Source organism: Streptomyces griseorubiginosus (assembly GCF_017614965.1).
In the GTDB taxonomy this organism is placed as follows: Bacteria; Actinomycetota; Actinomycetes; order Streptomycetales; family Streptomycetaceae; genus Streptomyces; species Streptomyces griseorubiginosus_B.
Genome location: NZ_WVUG01000192.1, coordinates 1 through 16,999 on the forward strand (window position 1 = coordinate 1; position 16,999 = coordinate 16,999).

At 72.0% G+C, this 16,999-nt stretch carries 19 protein-coding genes; 8 read left to right on the forward strand and 11 right to left on the reverse strand.

Annotated elements, in window-relative coordinates; all coding sequences use genetic code 11:
* On the forward strand, window positions 1–812 hold an 812-nt coding region (locus GRC12_RS29170), incomplete at its 5' end, for an MFS transporter (protein WP_208782366.1).
* A 119-nt stretch (window positions 813–931) separates the two neighbouring features.
* Here GRC12_RS29170 and GRC12_RS29175 read toward each other — a convergent pair.
* The 3 genes from GRC12_RS29175 to GRC12_RS29185 form a co-directional block, all read right to left on the reverse strand.
* A complete protein-coding gene (locus tag GRC12_RS29175; protein ID WP_208782369.1) occupies window positions 932–1,777 on the reverse strand; it encodes a spermidine synthase in 846 nt (281 codons plus the stop codon).
* Between the two features lie 91 nt (window positions 1,778–1,868).
* On the reverse strand, window positions 1,869–3,038 hold the full coding sequence (tuf, locus tag GRC12_RS29180; protein ID WP_208782374.1) for an elongation factor Tu: 1,170 nt from the start codon (window positions 3,036–3,038) through the stop codon (window positions 1,869–1,871).
* Between the two features lie 269 nt (window positions 3,039–3,307).
* Window positions 3,308–4,030, reverse strand: a complete 723-nt coding sequence (locus GRC12_RS29185) for a DNA alkylation repair protein (RefSeq protein ID WP_208782376.1) — start codon at window positions 4,028–4,030, stop codon at window positions 3,308–3,310.
* Window positions 4,031–4,079: 49 nt separating this feature from the next.
* Here GRC12_RS29185 and GRC12_RS29190 point away from each other — a divergent pair, with 49 nt between their 5' ends.
* A complete protein-coding gene (locus GRC12_RS29190; RefSeq protein WP_208782378.1) occupies window positions 4,080–4,901 on the forward strand; it encodes a TVP38/TMEM64 family protein in 822 nt (273 codons plus the stop codon).
* A 24-nt stretch (window positions 4,902–4,925) separates the two neighbouring features.
* Here GRC12_RS29190 and GRC12_RS29195 read toward each other — a convergent pair whose 3' ends face one another.
* Window positions 4,926–6,095, reverse strand: a complete 1,170-nt coding sequence (locus GRC12_RS29195; protein ID WP_208782380.1) for a thiolase family protein — start codon at window positions 6,093–6,095, stop codon at window positions 4,926–4,928.
* A gap of 150 nt (window positions 6,096–6,245) precedes the next feature.
* Here GRC12_RS29195 and GRC12_RS29200 point away from each other — a divergent pair, with 150 nt between their 5' ends.
* Window positions 6,246–6,716 carry a winged helix-turn-helix transcriptional regulator gene (locus tag GRC12_RS29200; RefSeq protein ID WP_208782382.1) on the forward strand — a complete coding sequence of 157 codons (471 nt, stop codon included), beginning with the start codon at window positions 6,246–6,248 and terminating at the stop codon, window positions 6,714–6,716.
* Window positions 6,717–6,737: 21 nt separating this feature from the next.
* Here the strand turns inward: GRC12_RS29200 and GRC12_RS29205 are convergent, their stop codons facing one another.
* From GRC12_RS29205 to GRC12_RS29220, 4 genes are all read right to left on the reverse strand, one after another.
* On the reverse strand, window positions 6,738–7,013 hold the full coding sequence (locus tag GRC12_RS29205) for a YciI family protein (protein WP_208782384.1): 276 nt from the start codon (window positions 7,011–7,013) through the stop codon (window positions 6,738–6,740).
* A gap of 66 nt (window positions 7,014–7,079) precedes the next feature.
* Entirely contained in the window at window positions 7,080–7,799 is a 720-nt protein-coding gene (locus GRC12_RS29210; protein WP_208782387.1) for a cupin domain-containing protein, read from the reverse strand.
* Entirely contained in the window at window positions 7,793–8,719 is a 927-nt protein-coding gene (locus GRC12_RS29215) for a PmoA family protein (RefSeq protein ID WP_208782389.1), read from the reverse strand. Before GRC12_RS29215 ends, GRC12_RS29210 begins: the two co-directional genes overlap by 7 nt.
* Complete coding sequence (locus GRC12_RS29220; RefSeq protein ID WP_208782392.1) at window positions 8,716–9,885, reverse strand: Gfo/Idh/MocA family protein; 1,170 nt, start codon at window positions 9,883–9,885, stop codon at window positions 8,716–8,718. Before GRC12_RS29220 ends, GRC12_RS29215 begins: the two co-directional genes overlap by 4 nt.
* A gap of 250 nt (window positions 9,886–10,135) precedes the next feature.
* On the opposite strand from GRC12_RS29220, the gene GRC12_RS29225 reads away from it, so the two are divergent.
* Together GRC12_RS29225 and GRC12_RS29230 are read left to right on the forward strand one after the other, a co-directional pair.
* Window positions 10,136–11,011 (forward strand): undecaprenyl-diphosphate phosphatase, encoded by an 876-nt coding sequence (locus GRC12_RS29225; protein ID WP_208782394.1) that lies wholly within the window; start codon window positions 10,136–10,138, stop codon window positions 11,009–11,011.
* Between the two features lie 108 nt (window positions 11,012–11,119).
* Complete coding sequence (locus GRC12_RS29230) at window positions 11,120–11,299, forward strand: hypothetical protein (protein WP_208782397.1); 180 nt, start codon at window positions 11,120–11,122, stop codon at window positions 11,297–11,299.
* Between the two features lie 67 nt (window positions 11,300–11,366).
* Here the strand turns inward: GRC12_RS29230 and GRC12_RS29235 are convergent, their stop codons facing one another.
* Both GRC12_RS29235 and GRC12_RS29240 read right to left on the reverse strand, forming a co-directional pair.
* Window positions 11,367–12,107 carry an SDR family NAD(P)-dependent oxidoreductase gene (locus GRC12_RS29235; RefSeq protein ID WP_208782399.1) on the reverse strand — a complete coding sequence of 247 codons (741 nt, stop codon included), beginning with the start codon at window positions 12,105–12,107 and terminating at the stop codon, window positions 11,367–11,369.
* A 114-nt stretch (window positions 12,108–12,221) separates the two neighbouring features.
* On the reverse strand, window positions 12,222–12,944 hold the full coding sequence (locus GRC12_RS29240) for a VOC family protein (RefSeq protein WP_208782401.1): 723 nt from the start codon (window positions 12,942–12,944) through the stop codon (window positions 12,222–12,224).
* Between the two features lie 239 nt (window positions 12,945–13,183).
* Here GRC12_RS29240 and GRC12_RS29245 point away from each other — a divergent pair, with 239 nt between their 5' ends.
* Together GRC12_RS29245 and lnt are read left to right on the forward strand one after the other, a co-directional pair.
* The gene (locus tag GRC12_RS29245) at window positions 13,184–13,648 is read left to right on the forward strand and encodes a nuclear transport factor 2 family protein (RefSeq protein ID WP_208782403.1); all 465 of its coding nucleotides are present in this window, start codon (window positions 13,184–13,186) and stop codon (window positions 13,646–13,648) included.
* Between the two features lie 81 nt (window positions 13,649–13,729).
* Window positions 13,730–15,295, forward strand: a complete 1,566-nt coding sequence (lnt, locus tag GRC12_RS29250) for an apolipoprotein N-acyltransferase (RefSeq protein ID WP_208782405.1) — start codon at window positions 13,730–13,732, stop codon at window positions 15,293–15,295.
* On the opposite strand, the gene GRC12_RS29255 is transcribed toward lnt, so the two are convergent.
* On the reverse strand, window positions 15,219–16,124 hold the full coding sequence (locus GRC12_RS29255; protein ID WP_208782407.1) for a Gfo/Idh/MocA family protein: 906 nt from the start codon (window positions 16,122–16,124) through the stop codon (window positions 15,219–15,221). The genes lnt and GRC12_RS29255 overlap by 77 nt on opposite strands.
* A 157-nt stretch (window positions 16,125–16,281) precedes the next feature.
* Here GRC12_RS29255 and GRC12_RS29260 point away from each other — a divergent pair, with 157 nt between their 5' ends.
* Window positions 16,282–16,794, forward strand: coding sequence for a DinB family protein (locus tag GRC12_RS29260; protein ID WP_208782409.1), 513 nt, complete (start codon window positions 16,282–16,284; stop codon window positions 16,792–16,794).
* Window positions 16,795–16,999: the final 205 nt, after the last annotated feature.

A 16,999-nucleotide genomic window follows, 5' to 3' on the forward strand; every position in this document is an offset into this window, starting at 1 on the left:
GGGCGGCGCTCGGGGGTGCGATGGTCGCCGCGGTCGGGCCGGGCTGGGTGCTCGCGGCGGACGCGGCGGCCTTCGCCGTCGCCGGGTCGCTGCGGTCCTTCCTGGACGTCAGCCACATCCCGCCGCGCGAACCGGGCGGCGGGATGATCGCCGATGTGCGCGAGGGCTGGCGGGAGTTCAGCGGACGGCCGTGGCTGTGGGGCATCGTCGTGCAGTTCTCGATCGCCAACGCGGTGCTCGGCGCCGCCGACTCGGTCTACGGCCCGCTCGTAGCCCGTGACGACCTCGGCGGAGCGGGCCCGTGGGGACTGGCCCTCGGCTTCTTCGGCGCGGGCACGGTCGCCGGCGCCCTGCTGATGACCCGCTGGAAGCCCCGCCGACTGCTGCTGGCCGGCACCCTGTGCGTCTTCCCGATGGCCCTGCCGTCGGCGGCCCTCGCGATACCGACGCCGGTGGGGGTGCTGTGCGCGGTGATGTTCCTGTCGGGCTCGCTGGTGGAGGTGTTCGGGGTGAGCTGGATGACCGCGCTGCACCAGGAGATACCCGAGGAGAAGCTCTCCCGGGTCTCCGCCTACGACTGGTTCGGGTCCATCGCGCTGATGCCCCTCGCCGCGGCCCTGGCGGGCCCGGCCGAGGCCGCGCTCGGGCGCAGGGCCGCGTTGTGGGGATGCTCGGCGCTGATCGTGCTGGTCACGGCGGCGGTCCTGGCGGTACCGGACGTACGGAACCTACGCCGCGCCGCCCGGCCACTCCTCCCGGAAACCCCGGACACCCCAGCCGACACGGAACGCCCCGTCGGGGGGCTCGGGTGACGACACGCCGTCCTCGTCCCGGCCGGGACGCGCACCAGCGTTGAACTCCCCCAGGCCCCACCCGAGTTACAACCCAGCCAAGAAGACGCCCCGAAGCGGCGCCGAACCCCCGGGACACCTCAACCGATGCCGAACGCCCCGGCGGGGGGCTCGGGTGAGGGTACGGCCTCCTCGTCCTGTACGGGGCGCGCCCCGGCGATGAAGTCCCGTAGGGGCGGCCCGTGTTCGACCCGGGCGGGGAAGGCGTCGGAGGCGGTGCGGCGGGTCAGGGTGGCGGTGTCCAGGGGGTGGTGCGCGGCGGCGAGGACCGCGTTGCCGAAGCGGCGGCCGCGCAGGACGGCCGGTTCGGCGATCAGCACGAGGTGCTCGAAGACCGCTGCGAACGTGGCGAGTTGGGAGCGCAGGAAGTCGAAGGGCGCGGCGTCGGCGAGGTTGGCCAGGTAGACGCCGGTGCCGCGCAGCACCCGCTCCGCCTCGCGGGCATAGGTGACAGAGGTGAGATGGGCCGGGACGCGGGAGCCGCCGAAGACGTCGGCGACGATGACGTCCGCCGAGTCCGCGGGAGCCGCTTCCAGCCAGGCGCGGGCATCGGCGCCGTGCAGGGCGACGGAGGCGCCGGCCGGGAGCGGCAGATGCGCGACGACCAGCTCCAGCAGCCCCCGGTCCGCCTCGACGACGTCCTGCCGCGAACCGGGGCGGGTGGCGGCGAGGTACCGGGGCAGCGTGAGCGCGCCGCCACCGAGGTGCAGCACGTCCAGCGGACGCCCCGGTTCCGCGACGAGGTCCAGGACATGCCCGAGCCGCCGCGCGTACTCGAACTCCAGATGTTCCGGCTCGTCCAGGTCCACGTACGACTGCGGCGCCCCGTCGACGGTCAGCAGCCAGGCCCGCTCCCGATCGACGTCGGGCATGAGCTTGACGACACCGAAGTCGGTGGTCCTGCTGACGGGGATGGGTTCGGTCACCTCCTCATTGTGGGGCCCGACGATGCCGCGAAGGGGCGCGGGGGCTGTGCGCCGGCCACAGCCGCGCCGCACTCCCCCACGCCCCCCGACCTCACTCCACGGTGGTCACGGTTCCGGCCCCCACGGTCCGCCCGCCCTCACGGATGGCGAACCCGAGCCCGGCCTCCAGGGGCACGTCGCGCCCGAGCTCGACCGTCATCGTGACCGTGTCACCGGGCCGCGCGACGGCGACCTCACCGAGGTCGACGTCCCCCACCACATCCGCCGTACGGATGTAGAACTGCGGCCGGTACCCCGTGGACACAGGCGTCGTACGACCGCCCTCGCGCGCGGACAGCACGTACACCCGCGCCGAGAACCGCCGCCCCGGCACCACACTGCCGGGCGCCGCCACGACATGCCCCCGGCGGACCGCGTCCCGGGGCACGCCCCGCAGCAGCAGCGCCACGTTGTCCCCGGCCTGCGCCTCCGCCATCGGCTTGCCGAAGGTCTCCAGGCCGGTGACGACGGTCTCGACACCGGCGCCGAGGACTTCGACCCGGTCGCCGACCCGGACGACGCCCCGCTCGACCGCGCCGGTCACCACCGTGCCGCGGCCGGTGATGGTGAGCACGTTCTCCACGGGGAGCAGGAACGGCGCGTCCAGATACCGCTCGGGCATGGGCACGTACGTGTCCACGGCGTCGAGCAGCGCCTCGACGGACGCCGTCCAGCGCGGGTCGCCCTCCAGGGCCTTCAGCCCGGAGACCCGTACGACGGGCACCGCGTCACCGCCGTACCCCTGCGCCGTGAGCAGTTCCCGGACCTCCAGCTCGACGAGGTCGATGAGCTCCTCGTCGCCCGCGTCGGCCTTGTTGAGGGCGACGACGATGTGGTCGACGCCCACCTGCCGGGCCAGCAGGACGTGTTCGGCGGTCTGCGGCATGATCCCGTCGACCGCGGAGACGACAAGGATCGCCCCGTCGAGCTGCGCGGCCCCGGTGACCATGTTCTTGACGTAGTCGGCGTGGCCCGGCATGTCCACGTGTGCGTAGTGCCGGGTGTCGGTCTCGTACTCCACGTGCGCGATGTTGATGGTGATGCCGCGGTCGATCTCCTCCGGGGCCCGGTCGATGCGGTCGAACGGCACGAAGGTGCCGGTGCCGCGCTCGGCCAGCACCTTGGTGATGGCGGCGGTCAGGGTGGTCTTGCCATGGTCGACGTGGCCCATGGTCCCGATGTTCAGATGCGGTTTGGTGCGCACGTATGCCGTCTTGGGCATGGCTGTACCTCGAAGCCTCTCAGCGGTGAAGGAACGCGGGACCCCAGGGAGTGGCCGACCCTCCCCTTGCGGGGTCCGCCGGACGATCCGGAGAGGGTCAGCTTCGGGCGCCGTCGACTGCGGCCAGGAGGATCAGGACGGCAGCCTTCGGCGCATCCGCGTCTGCGGATGCTGCGAGGAGGAAGGCGTGCCGGAACATGGGATCGATCATCGCCGACGCCCTGTCCGGCGTCGAATGGTTTTTCAGGGCGCCCGGGTGCGAGGGGCGTTCAGGTCCCGATGTTCTTCAGCGCCTCCCGCACCGACAGCGGCGCGAACCGCCCGCGCTCCCGTGCCAGGAAGGCCCGTACGGCCTCCGGGTCGGTCTTGGCGTACTCGCGCAGGCACCAGCCGATCGCCTTGCGGACGAAGAAGTCGGGGTGGCCGGACTGTCTCAGGCAGTAGGTGAAGAGGCGTTCGGTGTCGGTGCGTTCCTTGTGGCGGAGCTGGTGGAGCAGGGCGGTGCGGGCGATCCACAGGTCGTCGTCGACGATCCAGGTGTCCATGTCCGCCTTGAGCGCGGGATCGGCGGCGACCAGGGCGCCCACGACGTGCGCGGCGAGCAGGTCGACGGTGTCCCACCAGGAGGTGGTGGCGATCAGGTGCCGGACCACCGGGAGGAAGCCCGAGGAGCACACGCGCGCGTGGCGGCGCAGATAGTCGACGGCGAAGTAGTGGTACTCGCGTTCGGGCAACTGCCAGCAGCGCAGGGCGATCGCGGCGCAGTCGCCCTCGTCGGGGCGGGGCAGGCCGGCGACGACCGTGCGGGACAGGGCCCGGCGCACGGGCGTGGCGAGGCCCAGGAAGGGGGCCACGTCCTTCATGTACGCGCGCATGGGCGCCGCCCGTTCCGGGTCGGCGGCGGGCGCGTAGGTGGCGGTGAGCCGCTCCAGCACGGTGTCGGCGAGTGTGCTGAACGGCACACCCGTGGCGACCGCATCTGTGACGCTCATAAGACGAACCATACGGCGATCACACACATCCGTCGGTTAGTGTCGCCGGATGCTCGATGCCCACACCCGCTCTGGGGGCACCGCCACGGCCTCTCCCCGGGCCGCCGCCACGGAGTTCGGTGTTCCCGCGCCCGTGGTCGCCGCCGGCGCGGAGCTCGCCGTTCCGGTGCCCGTAGCCGCCGTCGCCGCGCCCGTCCCGCCGCTCGCACGCCTCGGCAGAGTGCTGCTGTCGCCCTGGGCGCGGCTGTCGTTGCTGGTCGTGCTGCTGACCGCGGCCGGGGCGAGCGTGCTGCTGTTCGAGCCGCAGAAGCTGCTCGCGGACGGCTGGCCACCGCAGTTGGGAGGCATGACGGCGGCCCTCGTGTTCGCCGTGGCGTACGGGCTGTGCACGGTGGCGTTCGTACCGCGCCCGCTGCTCAATCTGGCCGCCGGGGCGTTGTTCGGCTCCGCGCTCGGGCTGGCCACGTCGATGGCGGGCACCGTGCTGGGTGCCGGGATCGCCTTCGGGCTGGGCCGGGTGCTGGGCCAGGACGCCCTGCGGCCCCTGCTGCGCGGGCGGTTGCTGAAGGCGGCGGACGGCCAGTTGAGCCGGCACGGTATGCGCTCGATGCTCGCGGCGCGGCTGTTCCCCGGGCTTCCCTTCTGGGGCGTCAACTACTGCGCGTCCGTCTCGCGTATGCGCTGGACGCCCTTCCTGGTGGCGACCGCGCTGGGCTCGATCCCGAACACGGCCGCCTATGTCGTCGCCGGCGCCCGTGCCTCGGCCCCGACCTCGCCGCTCTTCCTGATCGCGCTGGCCGCCATCGCCCTGCCGACGGTGGCGGGGGCGGTGGTGGCCTGGCGCAAGCGGCACCATCTGCGCGGGGCCTGACCCCTACCGGCCTTCCAGGATCATCTACAGGCCTTCCAGGATCATCGCGTTGGCCAGTCCGCCCGCCTCGCACATGGTCTGCAAGGCGTAACGGGCGCCACGCGCGCGCATGGCGTGCACGAGGGTGGTCGTCAGACGGGTGCCGCTCGCGCCCAGCGGGTGGCCGAGGGCGATGGCGCCGCCGTGCACGTTGACCTTGGCGAGATCGGCCCCGGTCTCCTGCTGCCAGGCCAGGACGACGCTGGAGAACGCCTCGTTGACCTCGAACAGGTCGATGTCGTCGAGGGTGAGCTCAGCCCTGCGCAGGACCTTCTCGGTCGCCGGGATCACACCGGTGAGCATCAGTAGGGGGTCGGACCCGGTGACGGCGAAGCTGTGCAGACGGGCGAGCGGACTCAGGCCGAGGCGGGCCGCGGTCTCGCTGGACGTGATGAGGACGGCGGAGGCGCCATCGTTGACGGGGCTGGCGTTGCCCGCGGTGACGTTCCACTCGATCTGCGGGAAGCGCTCGGCGAAACCGGGGTCGTAGTAGGCCGGCTTCAGGCCGGCGAGGATCTCGGTGGTGCTGCCGGGGCGCACGCACTCGTCGCGGGTGACGCCCTCAAGGGGGGCGACCTCGGCGTCGAAGTGTCCGTTGTTCCAGGCGTCGGCGGCCTTGCGGTGGGAGGCGACGGCGAAGGTGTCCATCTGCTCGCGGCCGATCGACCACTTGGCGGCGATCAGTTCGGCACTGATGCCCTGCGGGACGAGACCCTCCGGGTAGCGCTCGGCGACACCGGGACCGAAGGGGTCCTTGCCCGCGGGCACGTTCGACCACATCGGCACGCGGCTCATAGACTCCACCCCGCAGGCCACGACGAGGTCGTAGGCGCCGGAGATGACGCCCTGGGCGGCGAAGTGGACAGCCTGCTGGGAGGAGCCGCACTGGCGGTCCACGGTGGTCGCCGGGACCGTGTCCGGGAAGCCCGCCGACAGGACGGCGTAGCGGGTGGTGTTCATGGCCTGTTCGCCGACCTGGTCGACGGTTCCGCCGATGACGTCGTCGATCAGCGCCGGGTCGACGCCGGCGCGGTCGACGAGCGTGCGCAGGGTGTGGGCGAGGAGTTCGACGGGGTGCACGTGCGCGAGGGCGCCGCCCGGCTTGCCCTTGCCCATCGGGGTGCGTACGGCTTCGACGATGACTGCGTCACGCATGATGCGGCCTCCACGGCAGGATCGGCAGGAGGGCCTGCCGGCGAGGCCTGCCAATGAGTCCCACCAGTGAGCCCTACCAGCGAGTAGGAAATCCAAACTCACCATAGCTCCGTGAGTTGGAAAATCAAACCCTCCCCTAGACTGGGCTCCATGGCAGCACCCAAGGACCCGCGCCCCTGCTCGATCGCCGACGCGCTCGCGATCGTCGGCGAGAAGTACTCCCTGCTCGTCCTGCGGGAGGTGTGCCTGGGCAACGGCCGTTTCGACCAGCTGGTACGCAACATCGGCGCCCCGCGCGACGTCCTCGCCACCCGCCTGCGCCGCCTGGTCGACGCCGGGGTCCTGACCAAGCGCGCCTACAGCGAACGCCCGCAGCGCTTCGAGTACCGGCCGACGCAGGCCGGTTTGGAGCTGGAGCCGGTTCTGATGACCTTGAAGGAGTGGGGCGACCGCCACCTTCGCAACGGCACCGACCTCCCGATGGTGGTCGAGCACATCTGCGGCAACGAACTGATCCCCGTCGTCACCTGCCGGTCCTGCGGCGCTCCGGTCCGCCACGAGGACCTGACGGCCCACCCCCAGGCCGAGGGCTGGACGGTCTCGGGTCCGACGGCGGCCTAGGACCGGGAGCCCCGGCAGGGGTCAGGACGGGACGAGGGCCTCGTTCCACTCCCGGATGTACCAGGACCTGACCACGCCGTGCAGGACGAAGGGATCGCCTGCGACGAAGTCCTCGGCCGCCGCGCGCGTGGTGAAGACGGCCATCGAGCCCTCTTCCTGGGGATTGGCGAACGGGCCGATCATCAGCAGCTCACCGCGCTCGACGAACTCCTGGTAGCGGGCCGCGTGGGCGGCGAAGTGGGCGGGCGCCTTCGCCGCCAGGTCGTCGGCGGACTCGTAGAACACGACGTACTTCATCGGGCCTCCCGACGCTGGACCCAGCCGGCGCCTCCAGGCTACCCGCCGGGTGATCGGGGCGCCCGGTCACGGCCCCGGGTAGACGTTCAGTCGACCGCACATCCCGAACTTGCCGTACTCGGAGGGGAGTTCGGCCCGGACGACGGCCTCGGTGAGGTGGGTGACGTCGCCCTTCTCCAGGCGGTCCAGTTGCTCGCCCGTGGCCGCCGCTGCCGCCTGCGCGCCCGCCTGCCAGCGTTCTCGCCACTCGGACAGCCGGGGGCGGACCAGGGCCGCGGCGGCGCGGTGGAAGGCGGCCAGGGGCTCCGGGCCGGTCGACTCGCGCAGCCTGCGGTAGCCCTCCAGGGCCAGGTCGCGGCGGGTCCGGGCGATCCGCTCGCGCTCCTCCTCCGGAGCGTGAGCCGGGATGCGCGTCACCGCGGCGTACGTCTCCGGGTCGGCCAGGTACTTCGGGGGCAGGGTGAGGACCGCGTCCCCCGCCTCCGGCAGGCCGCTGTTCTGCATCAGGACCGTGATGCGCAACTCGTCCTCGTTGACCAGGCGGTGGATGGTGCCCGGTGTGAACCAGGCGACCGTGCCGGGCGCGAGGGGCGTCACCTCGTACCCGGACGTCGTGAGCGTCTGCACCGCGCCCCGGCCGCCGGTGACGACGTACGCCTCCGAACAGGTCAGATGCATATGGGGAGTTCCGCCGCAGACACCGTCGTCGGCGGGCCAGTCGTAGACGGACAGGTGCGACACCGCCACCCCTCCGGGCAGTCCGGTGAATCCGCCGGCGTTCACCACGGGTGCGCCTCCAGGTACTTGGCGATCTCCTCCCGCTCCCAGGCCCCGTCCGCCACGACGACGCGGTAGCGGCGGGCGAGCGTGTCGCCGGGGGCGAGTTCGAGTTCGTCGTAGAAGGCCCAGGAGGGGGCCACCGCGGCGAACGGGTCGTTGCGGACGAACCAGTGGGCGGGGTGGGCGCCCCCGCTGCCGAGGTGGTCGTTCTCGGGGGCGTGCGCGAAGACGAGGGTCGCGTGGCCGTCGGTGCCGTCGTGCTCTCCGGAGTACGCGAGCCAGGGCGCCTGCTCGCCCATCAGACCGGGGCCCTCGCTGTCCGGACCGATGATCCGCCCGTCCCGGAAGGCACGCGGGCCGCGCCAGAACAGGCCGGTGTAGCCCGCGAGTTCGCGTCCCGCGGTGGTCGGGCTGCCGAACCGCAGCGGCTCCTCACGGCGGTTGGTGATGGCGCTGGACCAGGTCAGCGCCCAGGAACCGGACTCCCGGTCGACGTCGTGGATCTCGACACGACGCTCCTCGTCGGCCCACAGCTCGCCCCCGTGCGGGTGCCAGGTGAGCCGTTCGGCGATGACCACCCGGTCGTCGTGGACGGCCACCTCGTCGAAGGCCACGTGCGCCATCGAGCCGACACGTTCGGGGAGTTCGAGATAGCCCTCGCCGTGGACGTAGGAGTTGCCGCCCCACAGATTGGCGCCCGACAGGTGCGAGGCGGTCAGCTGCAGGCCCTTGTGCCAGCGGTGGTCGTTGGGCCGGTAGTCGGTGACGACGTCACCGGCGAGGGTGCGGATCGGGTGGAGGTACGGCTTCGGGGCCTCCCACGCGGCCTCCGGGGCGTAGACGTAGCTCAACAGCTCGACACCGGTGTCCGGTTCGCCGACCGTGATGCGGTCGCCGTGGGCGTGGACCAGGCGCAGGGCGCTCATGCGGACACCTCCTGGGAGACGGCGGCGACGGGAGCCCAGCCGGGCACGCCCCCGTGCATCGCCGAGTGGAACGGGTCACCGGGGCCGATCTCGCCGGCCCTCACGGTCGTGTCGGTGAAGGCCGACTTGTACAGCGCGGCGATCAGCTCCAGGCTCGTACGCCCGTCGGCACCACTGCTGCGCGGCCGCTCGCCTGCCCGCATGCTCGCGACGAGCTCCCGCAGCTGTTCCAGGTGCGAGCTGGGCACGTCCGCGCCGAAGTCCTGCCAGGCGGCGGCCTCCTCGCCGGGCACGCCCGGGGCCGGGGTGATGCGCCAGTCCGCGTTGGAGTGGCCGTAGAGGTGGGTCAGCTCGACGGTGGCGCGCTCGCAGTCGACGCGGATCCGGCTGACCTCATGGGGGCTCAGCACGCTGTTGACGACGGTCGCCATGGCGCCGCTCTCGAAGCGGACCAGGGCGGTGGAGACGTCCTCGGTCTCCACGTCGTGCACCAGGCGCCCGGCCATCGCGCGGACCTCGCTCCACGGCCCGAGCAGGTCCAGCAGGAGGTCCATCTGGTGGATGCCGTGGCCCATCGCCGGGCCGCCGCCCTCGGTGTCCCAGCGGCCGCGCCAGGGCACGGCGTAGTAGGCGGTGTCCCGGTACCAGGTCGTCTGACAGTGCGCGACCAGCGGCCGGCCCACCGCTCCCCCGGCGAGCAGCCGCCGTACGTGCCGGGTGCCGGAACCGAAGCGGTGCTGGAAGACGATCGAGGCGTACGGGCCGCCGTCCCCGCCCTCCTCGGCCTCCACGGCGTCGTAGTCGGCGAGCGTCGGCACCGGCGGCTTCTCGCACCACACCCAGGCTCCGGCGCGCAGCGCGGCGATGCTCTGGTCGCGGTGCAGGGTCGGCGGGGTGCAGATGGTCACCAGGTCGGGGCGCTGCTCGCGCAGCATCCGCTCCAGGTCGGTGTAGGCGTGCGGGATCCCGTTCGCCCGGCTGAACTCCTCGACGGCCGTGGCATCGATGTCAACCGCCGCCACCAGCTCCGTCTCGCCCTCCTCGGCGAGCCTGGCCAGGGCGGGCAGGTGGGAGCCCCGTCCGATGGCGCCGATGCCGACGAGGGCGGCCCGGATGCGGCGGCCGGCGAAGGGCGCCGAGCGGGGATGGGTGTCGGGCGTGGGCATGGACGCGATCAGCACTCCTCCGGGAACGGCGGCCTTACCGGGAGACGTCGCAGCAAGCGCTTTCTCCTCTCCGGAAACGTAAGCTCCGCCCCCGCACCGGGTCAACCACCCGCGACCGGGGGCGGGGGCACCCGTCGCACGGCGTGGCGGGCCGCCCCGATAGGCTTCCCCGCACACCCGTGATCACCACGCCCTGCGGCGTGACGTTCCGTCGCGCCTGCCACGACGAGCACTTGGACGCCGTACCTTCATGTCTTGGTTTGAATCCCTCATCCTCGGGCTCGTCCAGGGGCTGACCGAGTTCCTTCCCGTCTCCTCCAGCGCGCATCTGCGGCTGACCGCGGCCTTCTCCGGCTGGAAGGACCCCGGCGCGGCCTTCACGGCGATCACCCAGATCGGCACCGAGGCGGCCGTGCTGATCTACTTCCGCCGGGACATCGGCCGGATCGTCTCCGCGTGGGCGCGCTCACTGGTCAGCAAGAAGTGGCGGGGGGACCACGACGCCCAGATGGGCTGGCTGGTGATCGTCGGCTCGATCCCGATCGGCGCGCTCGGCCTGCTGTTCAAGGACCAGATCGAGGGGCCGTTCCGGGACCTGCGGATCACCGCGACCATGCTGATCGCCATCGGCGTGGTCATAGGCGTCGCGGACCGGCTGGCGGCGCGCGACGAGACCGGGGGCAGGCACCGGGCGCCCAAGCAGCGCAAGACGCTGGAGAACCTGGGCGTGAAGGACGGGCTGATCTACGGCATCTGCCAGTCCATGGCCCTCGTCCCCGGCGTCTCCCGCTCCGGAGCGACGATCAGTGGCGGCCTGTTCATGGGCTACAGGCGCGAGGCCGCGGCGCGCTACTCCTTCCTCCTCGCGATCCCCGCGGTCCTGGCGTCCGGGCTGTTCGAGGTCAAGGACGCGATGGAGAGCGACCATGTGTCGTGGGGGCCGACGCTGTTCGCGACGGTGATCGCGTTCGCCTCCGGATACGCCGTGATCGCCTGGTTCATGAAGTTCATCTCGACCAAGAGCTTCATGCCGTTCGTCTGGTACCGGGTCGCCCTCGGGATAGTCATCATCGCCCTGGTGACCATGGGCGTGCTCAGCCCGCACGCAGCGGAGTCCGCTGACTGACCGCCCAGTCAGTAAAAGCGTCGTGATCATGGAACCGTGACCCATCGCATACGGGATGTGTAGCCGTCCGGTAGCGCACTGTCAGTGCTTGCCCCTAGGCTGGTCCGCATGTCCCGCGAATCCATGGCCCCTGGTTCCGTGCGGTCTGCCGCCGAGGTGAACGAGCAGATCCGGGCGCTCTGGCTGCGTGCGGGCGGTTCCCTGTCGGCTCAGGAGCGCGCGGAGTACGAGCTGCTGGTCGTCGAGTGGGCGGAGGCCGTCCGGGCCGACGTCATCGAGGCCGCGTAGGCCTGCGGCGCGAGAGCCGGGTGCGAGGTGCGGCACGCCCCTCCTGCCGCGTACCGGGCCGGTCTCGTCACCGCCCGCCCGCCACGCGCAACACGGCACCCGTCGTGTACGACGCCTCCGGTGACAGCAGCCACGCGATGGCCGCGGCGATCTCCTCGGCCCGTCCCGGCCGCCGCAGGGGAATCGTCGCCGCCATGCGCCGCGCCCGGTCGGGATCGCCCATCGCCGCGTGCATCTCGGTGTCGATCGCGCCGGGGGCGACGGCGTTGACGCGGATGCCGTCCGGCCCGAGTTCCTTCGCCAGCCCCAGGGTCAGCGCGTCGACGCCGGCCTTGGCCGCCGCGTAGTGGACGTACTCCCCGGGGCTGCCGAGCGTGGCGGCGCCCGAGGACACGTTCACGACGGCGCCGCTGCCCCGAGCCGTCATCAGCTGTGCGGCCCTGCGTGAACACAGCAGGGTGCCGAGGAGCTTGACGTCGACGACCCGTCGCAGCGTCGCCGTGTCCGTGTCGGCGAGACGGCCCAGCAGCCCGGTCACACCGGCGTTGTTCACCAGCCCGGTCACCGGCCCGAGTTCGCCTTCCGCCGTCTCGAAGAGGCGCTCGACGTCCGCCTCGACGGACACGTCGACCCGCACCGCCACGGCACGCCCGCCGGCCTCGCGCACGCCCGCGGCCACCTCCCCGGCCGCGTCGGCATCGCGGACGTACCCGATCACCACGTCATGGCCGTCCGCCGCGAGCCGCGAGCAGGTCGCGGCGCCGATTCCCCTGCTGCCTCCGGTGACCACCGTGACGGAACGTGCCATGACAGCTCCTCGGGAAGGTTGATCGATCATCGATCAGCCTAGTGTGCCCGAAGCTCCGTGGGGCGTCCCGAGAGGTCCGGCGGCCCCGGCACGGTCGGGGCCGAGCAGGGCCTTCTAGCGGGACCTTCGCACAGCGAACTCGTTGCCGTCGGGGTCGAGCATCAGCACCCGGCCGTCGTCGCCCACGCCGGGGTCGGTGTGCTTCGCGCCGAGCGAGACCAGGCGGTCGCGCTCCGTCTCCCAGTCGGCGTCCGCGGGGAGGGCCAGTTCGAGGTACAGCCGGTTCGGGCCCGTCTTCGGCGCGACCGGAGGACCACCCCAGGTGATCTTCGTACCGCCGTTCGGCGACTGGACCGCCGTCTCCTGGTCCTGGTCCCACACCAGCGGCCACCGCAGCGCCTCGCTCCAGAAGTAGCCGACCTCCTGCGTACCGTCGCAGGCCAGCGCTCCGATGACGCCGGTGCCGGCGAGGAACCTGTTGCCCGCCTCGATCACACAGAACTCGTTGCCCTCTGGATCGGCCAGCACCACATGCTCGTCCTCCGGGCCCTGGCCGACGTCGATGTGGTACGCGCCGAGTTCCAGTGCTCTGGCCACCGTCTGCCGCTGCCCCTCCGGCGAGACGCTCGTCAGGTCGAAGTGCGCCCGGTTCCGGCCGGACTTGGGCTCCCGGCTCGGCAGGAAACGGATGCGGAACCCGGCGCCGTCACGGGGCAGGACCTCGGCGCCATCGTCCGGGCCGTCGGCCAACTCCCAGTCCAGGACGCCGGACCAGAACCGCGCCAGGTCCGACGGCCGGGTGGCGTTGAAGCAGATCGCGAACAGTCGACTCGTCATACCCCGGATGTCTCCCCTCCGCCGGCGGCCGGAAGAACGCCGCCTCGTCTCCACCGTCGGGCCAGCCTAGGGACGGCCGTGCGGCACCCGCATCCGTATTTCCCCCGCGGAAGCCCCGTCCCCGACGCCCGCCGCCGACCCCCTGACCGGCCAACCAGGCGCGAGACGATGGCAGTTCGACGCCCGATTGTCACCTCGCGCCCCTTGGCCCGGGATTCTCGATGCCCAACACTGAACCGATGACGCAGCGCGTGGAGCTCGCGACCGTGATGGACCGACTGGCCGTCGACGAGGTGGTCACCGACTACGCGGCGGCCGTGGACGACGGTGACTGGGAGGCGTACCGGGCGCTGTTCACGCCCGACGGACGCGCCGACTACCGCTCGGCCGGCGGTGTCGAGGGCGAGGCGGGGAAGGTCGCCGCGTGGCTCGCCGAGAGCATGCGGCTGTTTCCGATGCGCCAGCATCTGATCGTCAACCGACGTGTGCGGTTCGGGACGTTGGACCAGGACGCCGGGGACACCGCGCGGGTGCGGGCCGACTACGTCAACCCCATGCGGTTCGACGCCGAGGGGGCCGCTCCCGACTTCGTGTGCGGCGGGCGCTACGCGTTCGGTCTGCTGCGGACGTCCGACGGCTGGCGGTTGCGCGAGGTCGTGGTACAGGAGAAGTGGCGGCGCATGCCCGAGCCGGCCACCGGCTGATCGCGCCTGTGGTCCGGATCATCTGTTCCGGATCACCGAAAGGACGCACACTGGAGCCACCAGTGGGTAGGGAGGCCTTCCATGAGGAACTTCGGTGAATGGCTGGCCTCCCCCTGGCGGCGCTCCGCCCTCGCCGCGCTGGCCGGCGCCCTGCCCGTGTTCGCGTTCCCCGCACCCTCTTTGTGGTGGTTCGCGTACGTCGCTCTCGTCCCCTGGATCGTGCTGATCCGCTCCGCCCCGACCGGAAAGCGGGCCGCGTACGACGGCTGGGCCGGCGGGTTCGGCTACATGGTGGCCGTGCACCACTGGCTGTTTCCCAGCCTGAACGTCTTCATCTTCGTCATCGGCGCCCTCCTGGGCGCACTGTGGGCGCCGTGGGGCTGGCTGGTGCGGCGATTTCTGAGCGGGGTGCCCGGGCCGGGGCGCGGTCTGGCCGCGCTGGTCGTGCTGCCGTCGGGCTGGCTGATGGTGGAGTTGGTGCGGTCCTGGCAGGGGCTCGGCGGGCCGTGGGGCATGCTCGGTTCCAGTCAGTGGCAGGTGGAGCCGGCGTTGCGGCTGGCCTCCGTCGGCGGGGTGTGGCTGCTGAGCTTCCTCGTGGTGGCCGTCAACGTCTCCCTCGCCGTGCTGGTGTCGGTGCGCGAGTCCCGGGTGCCGGCGGTCGCCGGGATCGTCGCGACGGCCGCCGCGACCTCCGCGGCCTGGGTGTGGTCACCGCGCCCCGACACCGACGGCCGGGTGCGCATGGCCGTCGTGCAGGCCGGTGTCGTCGAGGGCGCCGACCAGCGCTTCGCCCGCGAGGAGCAGTTGACCCGGCAACTCGTCGGACGGCACCTCGACCTGATCGTCTGGGGCGAGAGCAGCGTCGGTTACGACCTGGGCGACCGGCCCGACCTGGCGCGGCGGATCGCGGCGCTGTCCCGCGCGACCGGGGCGGACATCCTCGTCAACGTCGACGCGCGCCGCTCCGACAAGCCCGGCATCTACAAGAGTTCGGTGCTCGTCGGCCCGAACGGCCTGACCGGTGACCGCTACGACAAGATGCGGCTCGTACCGTTCGGCGAGTACATACCGGCCCGCAGGTTCCTCGGCTGGGCGACTTCGGTGGGCAAGGCGGCGGGCGAGGACCGCAGGCGGGGCACCGAGCAGGTGGTGATGAACGTCGGTCACGGTCTGCGCGTCGGCCCGATGGTCTGCTTCGAGTCGGCGTTCCCCGACATGAGCCGTCATCTCGCCGAGGACGGCGCCGACGTGCTGGTGGCGCAGTCCTCGACGTCGTCCTTCCAGCACAGTTGGGCCCCCGAGCAGCACGCCTCGCTGGCCGCCCTGCGGGCCGCGGAGACCGGCCGCCCGATGGTGCACGCGACCCTGACGGGCGTCTCGGCGGTGTACGGGCCGAGCGGGGAGCGGATCGGCTCGTGGGCGGGGACCAGCGACAGCGAGGCCGTGGTGTACGACATCCCGCTGGCGCACGGTGTCACCCCGTACGTCCGCTACGGCGACTGGCCGGTGCACGGCTCCCTCGTCGTCCTCGCGCTGTGGTGCGCGTCCGAGGGCCTGCGGGCCGTACGGCTCAGGCGGCCCGCTCCACAACCGCACGTACCACCCGCTCGCACAGTTCATGAGTCGCCAGCGCGTCCCGGGCGCTGAGCACCTTGCCCGCGCGCACCGCGTCCAGGAAGGTCAGCACGGCCTGTTCGATGCCGCGCTGCCGGGCGACCGGCACCCAGTCACCGCGCCGGCGCACGGTGGGCTGGCCCTTGTGGTCGACGACCTCGGCGAGGTTGAGCACCTGACGCTTGGTGTCCTGCCCGGACACCTCCAGGATCTCCTCCGCGGAACCGCTGAGCCGGTTCATCACGCCGAGCGCGGTGAAGCCGTCGCCGGACAGCTGCAGGACGACGTGATGGAGCAGGCCGTCCCTGACGCGGGCCCGCACGGTCACGTCGTCGACTGGACCGGGCACCAGGAAGCGCAGGGTGTCGACGACGTGGATGAAGTCGTCGAGGATCATCGAGCGCGGCTCCTCCGGCAGCCCGATGCGGTTCTTCTGCATGAGGATCAGCTCACGCGGATGGTCGGCGCACTGGACGTACCCGGGAGCGAACCGCCGGTTGAACCCGACGGCCAGGCTGACGTCGCGCTGCTCGGCGAGCGCCACCAGCCGCTCGGAGTCGGCGAGTCGATGGGCGAGCGGCTTGTCGACGTACGTCGGTACGCCCGCCTCCAGCAGCCGCGCGACGATCTCCGGGTGCGCCACGGTCGGCGCGTGCACGAAGGCGGCGTCGAGGTCCTGGGCGAGCAGCGCGTCCAGGGTCGCGTGCCGGTGGTCCCGCGGAAGGTGCAGGCTGTCGCCGACCCGGTCGAGCGTCGCAGGCGTCCGGGTCTGCAGGTGCAGCTCCACTCCGGCCAGCGCGGCGAGAACCGGGAGATAGGCCTTCTGCGCGATGTCACCGAGTCCGATGCAGCCGACCTTCACGGGGCGCTCTCCTTAGCCGTCGTCCTGCCGGAAGCATACGGCGGCCACGGCGCCGCCCCGGGCCCGGTGCCCCGGCCTCGACCATGCCGGCCGACCGCGCCGGGAGCCGTACCGGAATTCGGTGGTGGGTCCACGGGCGTTGGGAAAGGATGCGGCCATGACGACCGAACGCCGTGAACCCGCGACCACCGCCGACGAGCGCAGCATGCTGGAGGGCTGGCTGGACTACCACCGGCAGACCCTGGCCTGGAAGTGCGAGGGGCTGACCGACGCCCAGCTCAGGACGGCCGCGGTGGAGCCGTCCGAGCTGTCCCTGATGGGGCTGGTGCGGCACATGGCGGAGGTGGAGCGCGGCTGGTTCCGCTCGGTCCTCGCGGGCGAGGACGCCGGGCCGATCTACTACAGCGACGAGGACCCGGACGGGGAGTTCCATCTCACCGAGGCGGACACCTGGGCGGAGGCGCACGCCACCTGGCAGGCCGAGATCGAGGCCGCCCGCGGCAACGCGGCGGGCTTCGGCCTGGACGACCTCTCCAAGGGCAGGCACCGGCGCACCGGAGAGCAGTTCAACCTGCGCTGGATCTACACCCACATGATCGAGGAGTACGCCCGGCACAACGGCCACGCCGACCTGATCCGCGAGCGCGTCGACGGCGCCACCGGCGACTGACGTCAGCCCGGACGCCCCCGCGCCCGCCATAAGGGGCGGGAGATCACCCGTGCGGGGCATCCTGCGCTCATCCGCTGTCCGCCGGCCCGTCGCTGACGCCATTGTTGCGCGGGTGCATCGAACGACGACCACCGCAACGCTCCTGGTCACCGTGGCCGTCATGGCCCTGTCCGGCTGTGTGACCGTCCAGCGCCCGCCCCTGCCC

What these genes read in the sequence shown, in the direction of transcription:
- tuf (WP_208782374.1), bottom strand. Translation starts at nt 3,038, where the DNA reads ATGCCCAAGACGGCATACGTGCGCACCAAACCGCATCTGAACATCGGG.
- GRC12_RS29185 (WP_208782376.1), bottom strand. Translation starts at nt 4,030, where the DNA reads ATGAGCGTCACAGATGCGGTCGCCACGGGTGTGCCGTTCAGCACACTC.
- GRC12_RS29190 (WP_208782378.1), top strand. Translation starts at nt 4,080, where the DNA reads ATGCTCGATGCCCACACCCGCTCTGGGGGCACCGCCACGGCCTCTCCC.
- GRC12_RS29195 (WP_208782380.1), bottom strand. Translation starts at nt 6,095, where the DNA reads ATGCGTGACGCAGTCATCGTCGAAGCCGTACGCACCCCGATGGGCAAG.
- GRC12_RS29200 (WP_208782382.1), top strand. Translation starts at nt 6,246, where the DNA reads ATGGCAGCACCCAAGGACCCGCGCCCCTGCTCGATCGCCGACGCGCTC.
- GRC12_RS29205 (WP_208782384.1), bottom strand. Translation starts at nt 7,013, where the DNA reads ATGAAGTACGTCGTGTTCTACGAGTCCGCCGACGACCTGGCGGCGAAG.
- GRC12_RS29215 (WP_208782389.1), bottom strand. Translation starts at nt 8,719, where the DNA reads ATGAGCGCCCTGCGCCTGGTCCACGCCCACGGCGACCGCATCACGGTC.
- GRC12_RS29220 (WP_208782392.1), bottom strand. Translation starts at nt 9,885, where the DNA reads ATGCCCACGCCCGACACCCATCCCCGCTCGGCGCCCTTCGCCGGCCGC.
- GRC12_RS29225 (WP_208782394.1), top strand. Translation starts at nt 10,136, where the DNA reads ATGTCTTGGTTTGAATCCCTCATCCTCGGGCTCGTCCAGGGGCTGACC.
- GRC12_RS29230 (WP_208782397.1), top strand. Translation starts at nt 11,120, where the DNA reads ATGTCCCGCGAATCCATGGCCCCTGGTTCCGTGCGGTCTGCCGCCGAG.
- GRC12_RS29235 (WP_208782399.1), bottom strand. Translation starts at nt 12,107, where the DNA reads ATGGCACGTTCCGTCACGGTGGTCACCGGAGGCAGCAGGGGAATCGGC.
- GRC12_RS29240 (WP_208782401.1), bottom strand. Translation starts at nt 12,944, where the DNA reads ATGACGAGTCGACTGTTCGCGATCTGCTTCAACGCCACCCGGCCGTCG.
- GRC12_RS29245 (WP_208782403.1), top strand. Translation starts at nt 13,184, where the DNA reads ATGACGCAGCGCGTGGAGCTCGCGACCGTGATGGACCGACTGGCCGTC.
- lnt (WP_208782405.1), top strand. Translation starts at nt 13,730, where the DNA reads ATGAGGAACTTCGGTGAATGGCTGGCCTCCCCCTGGCGGCGCTCCGCC.
- GRC12_RS29260 (WP_208782409.1), top strand. Translation starts at nt 16,282, where the DNA reads ATGACGACCGAACGCCGTGAACCCGCGACCACCGCCGACGAGCGCAGC.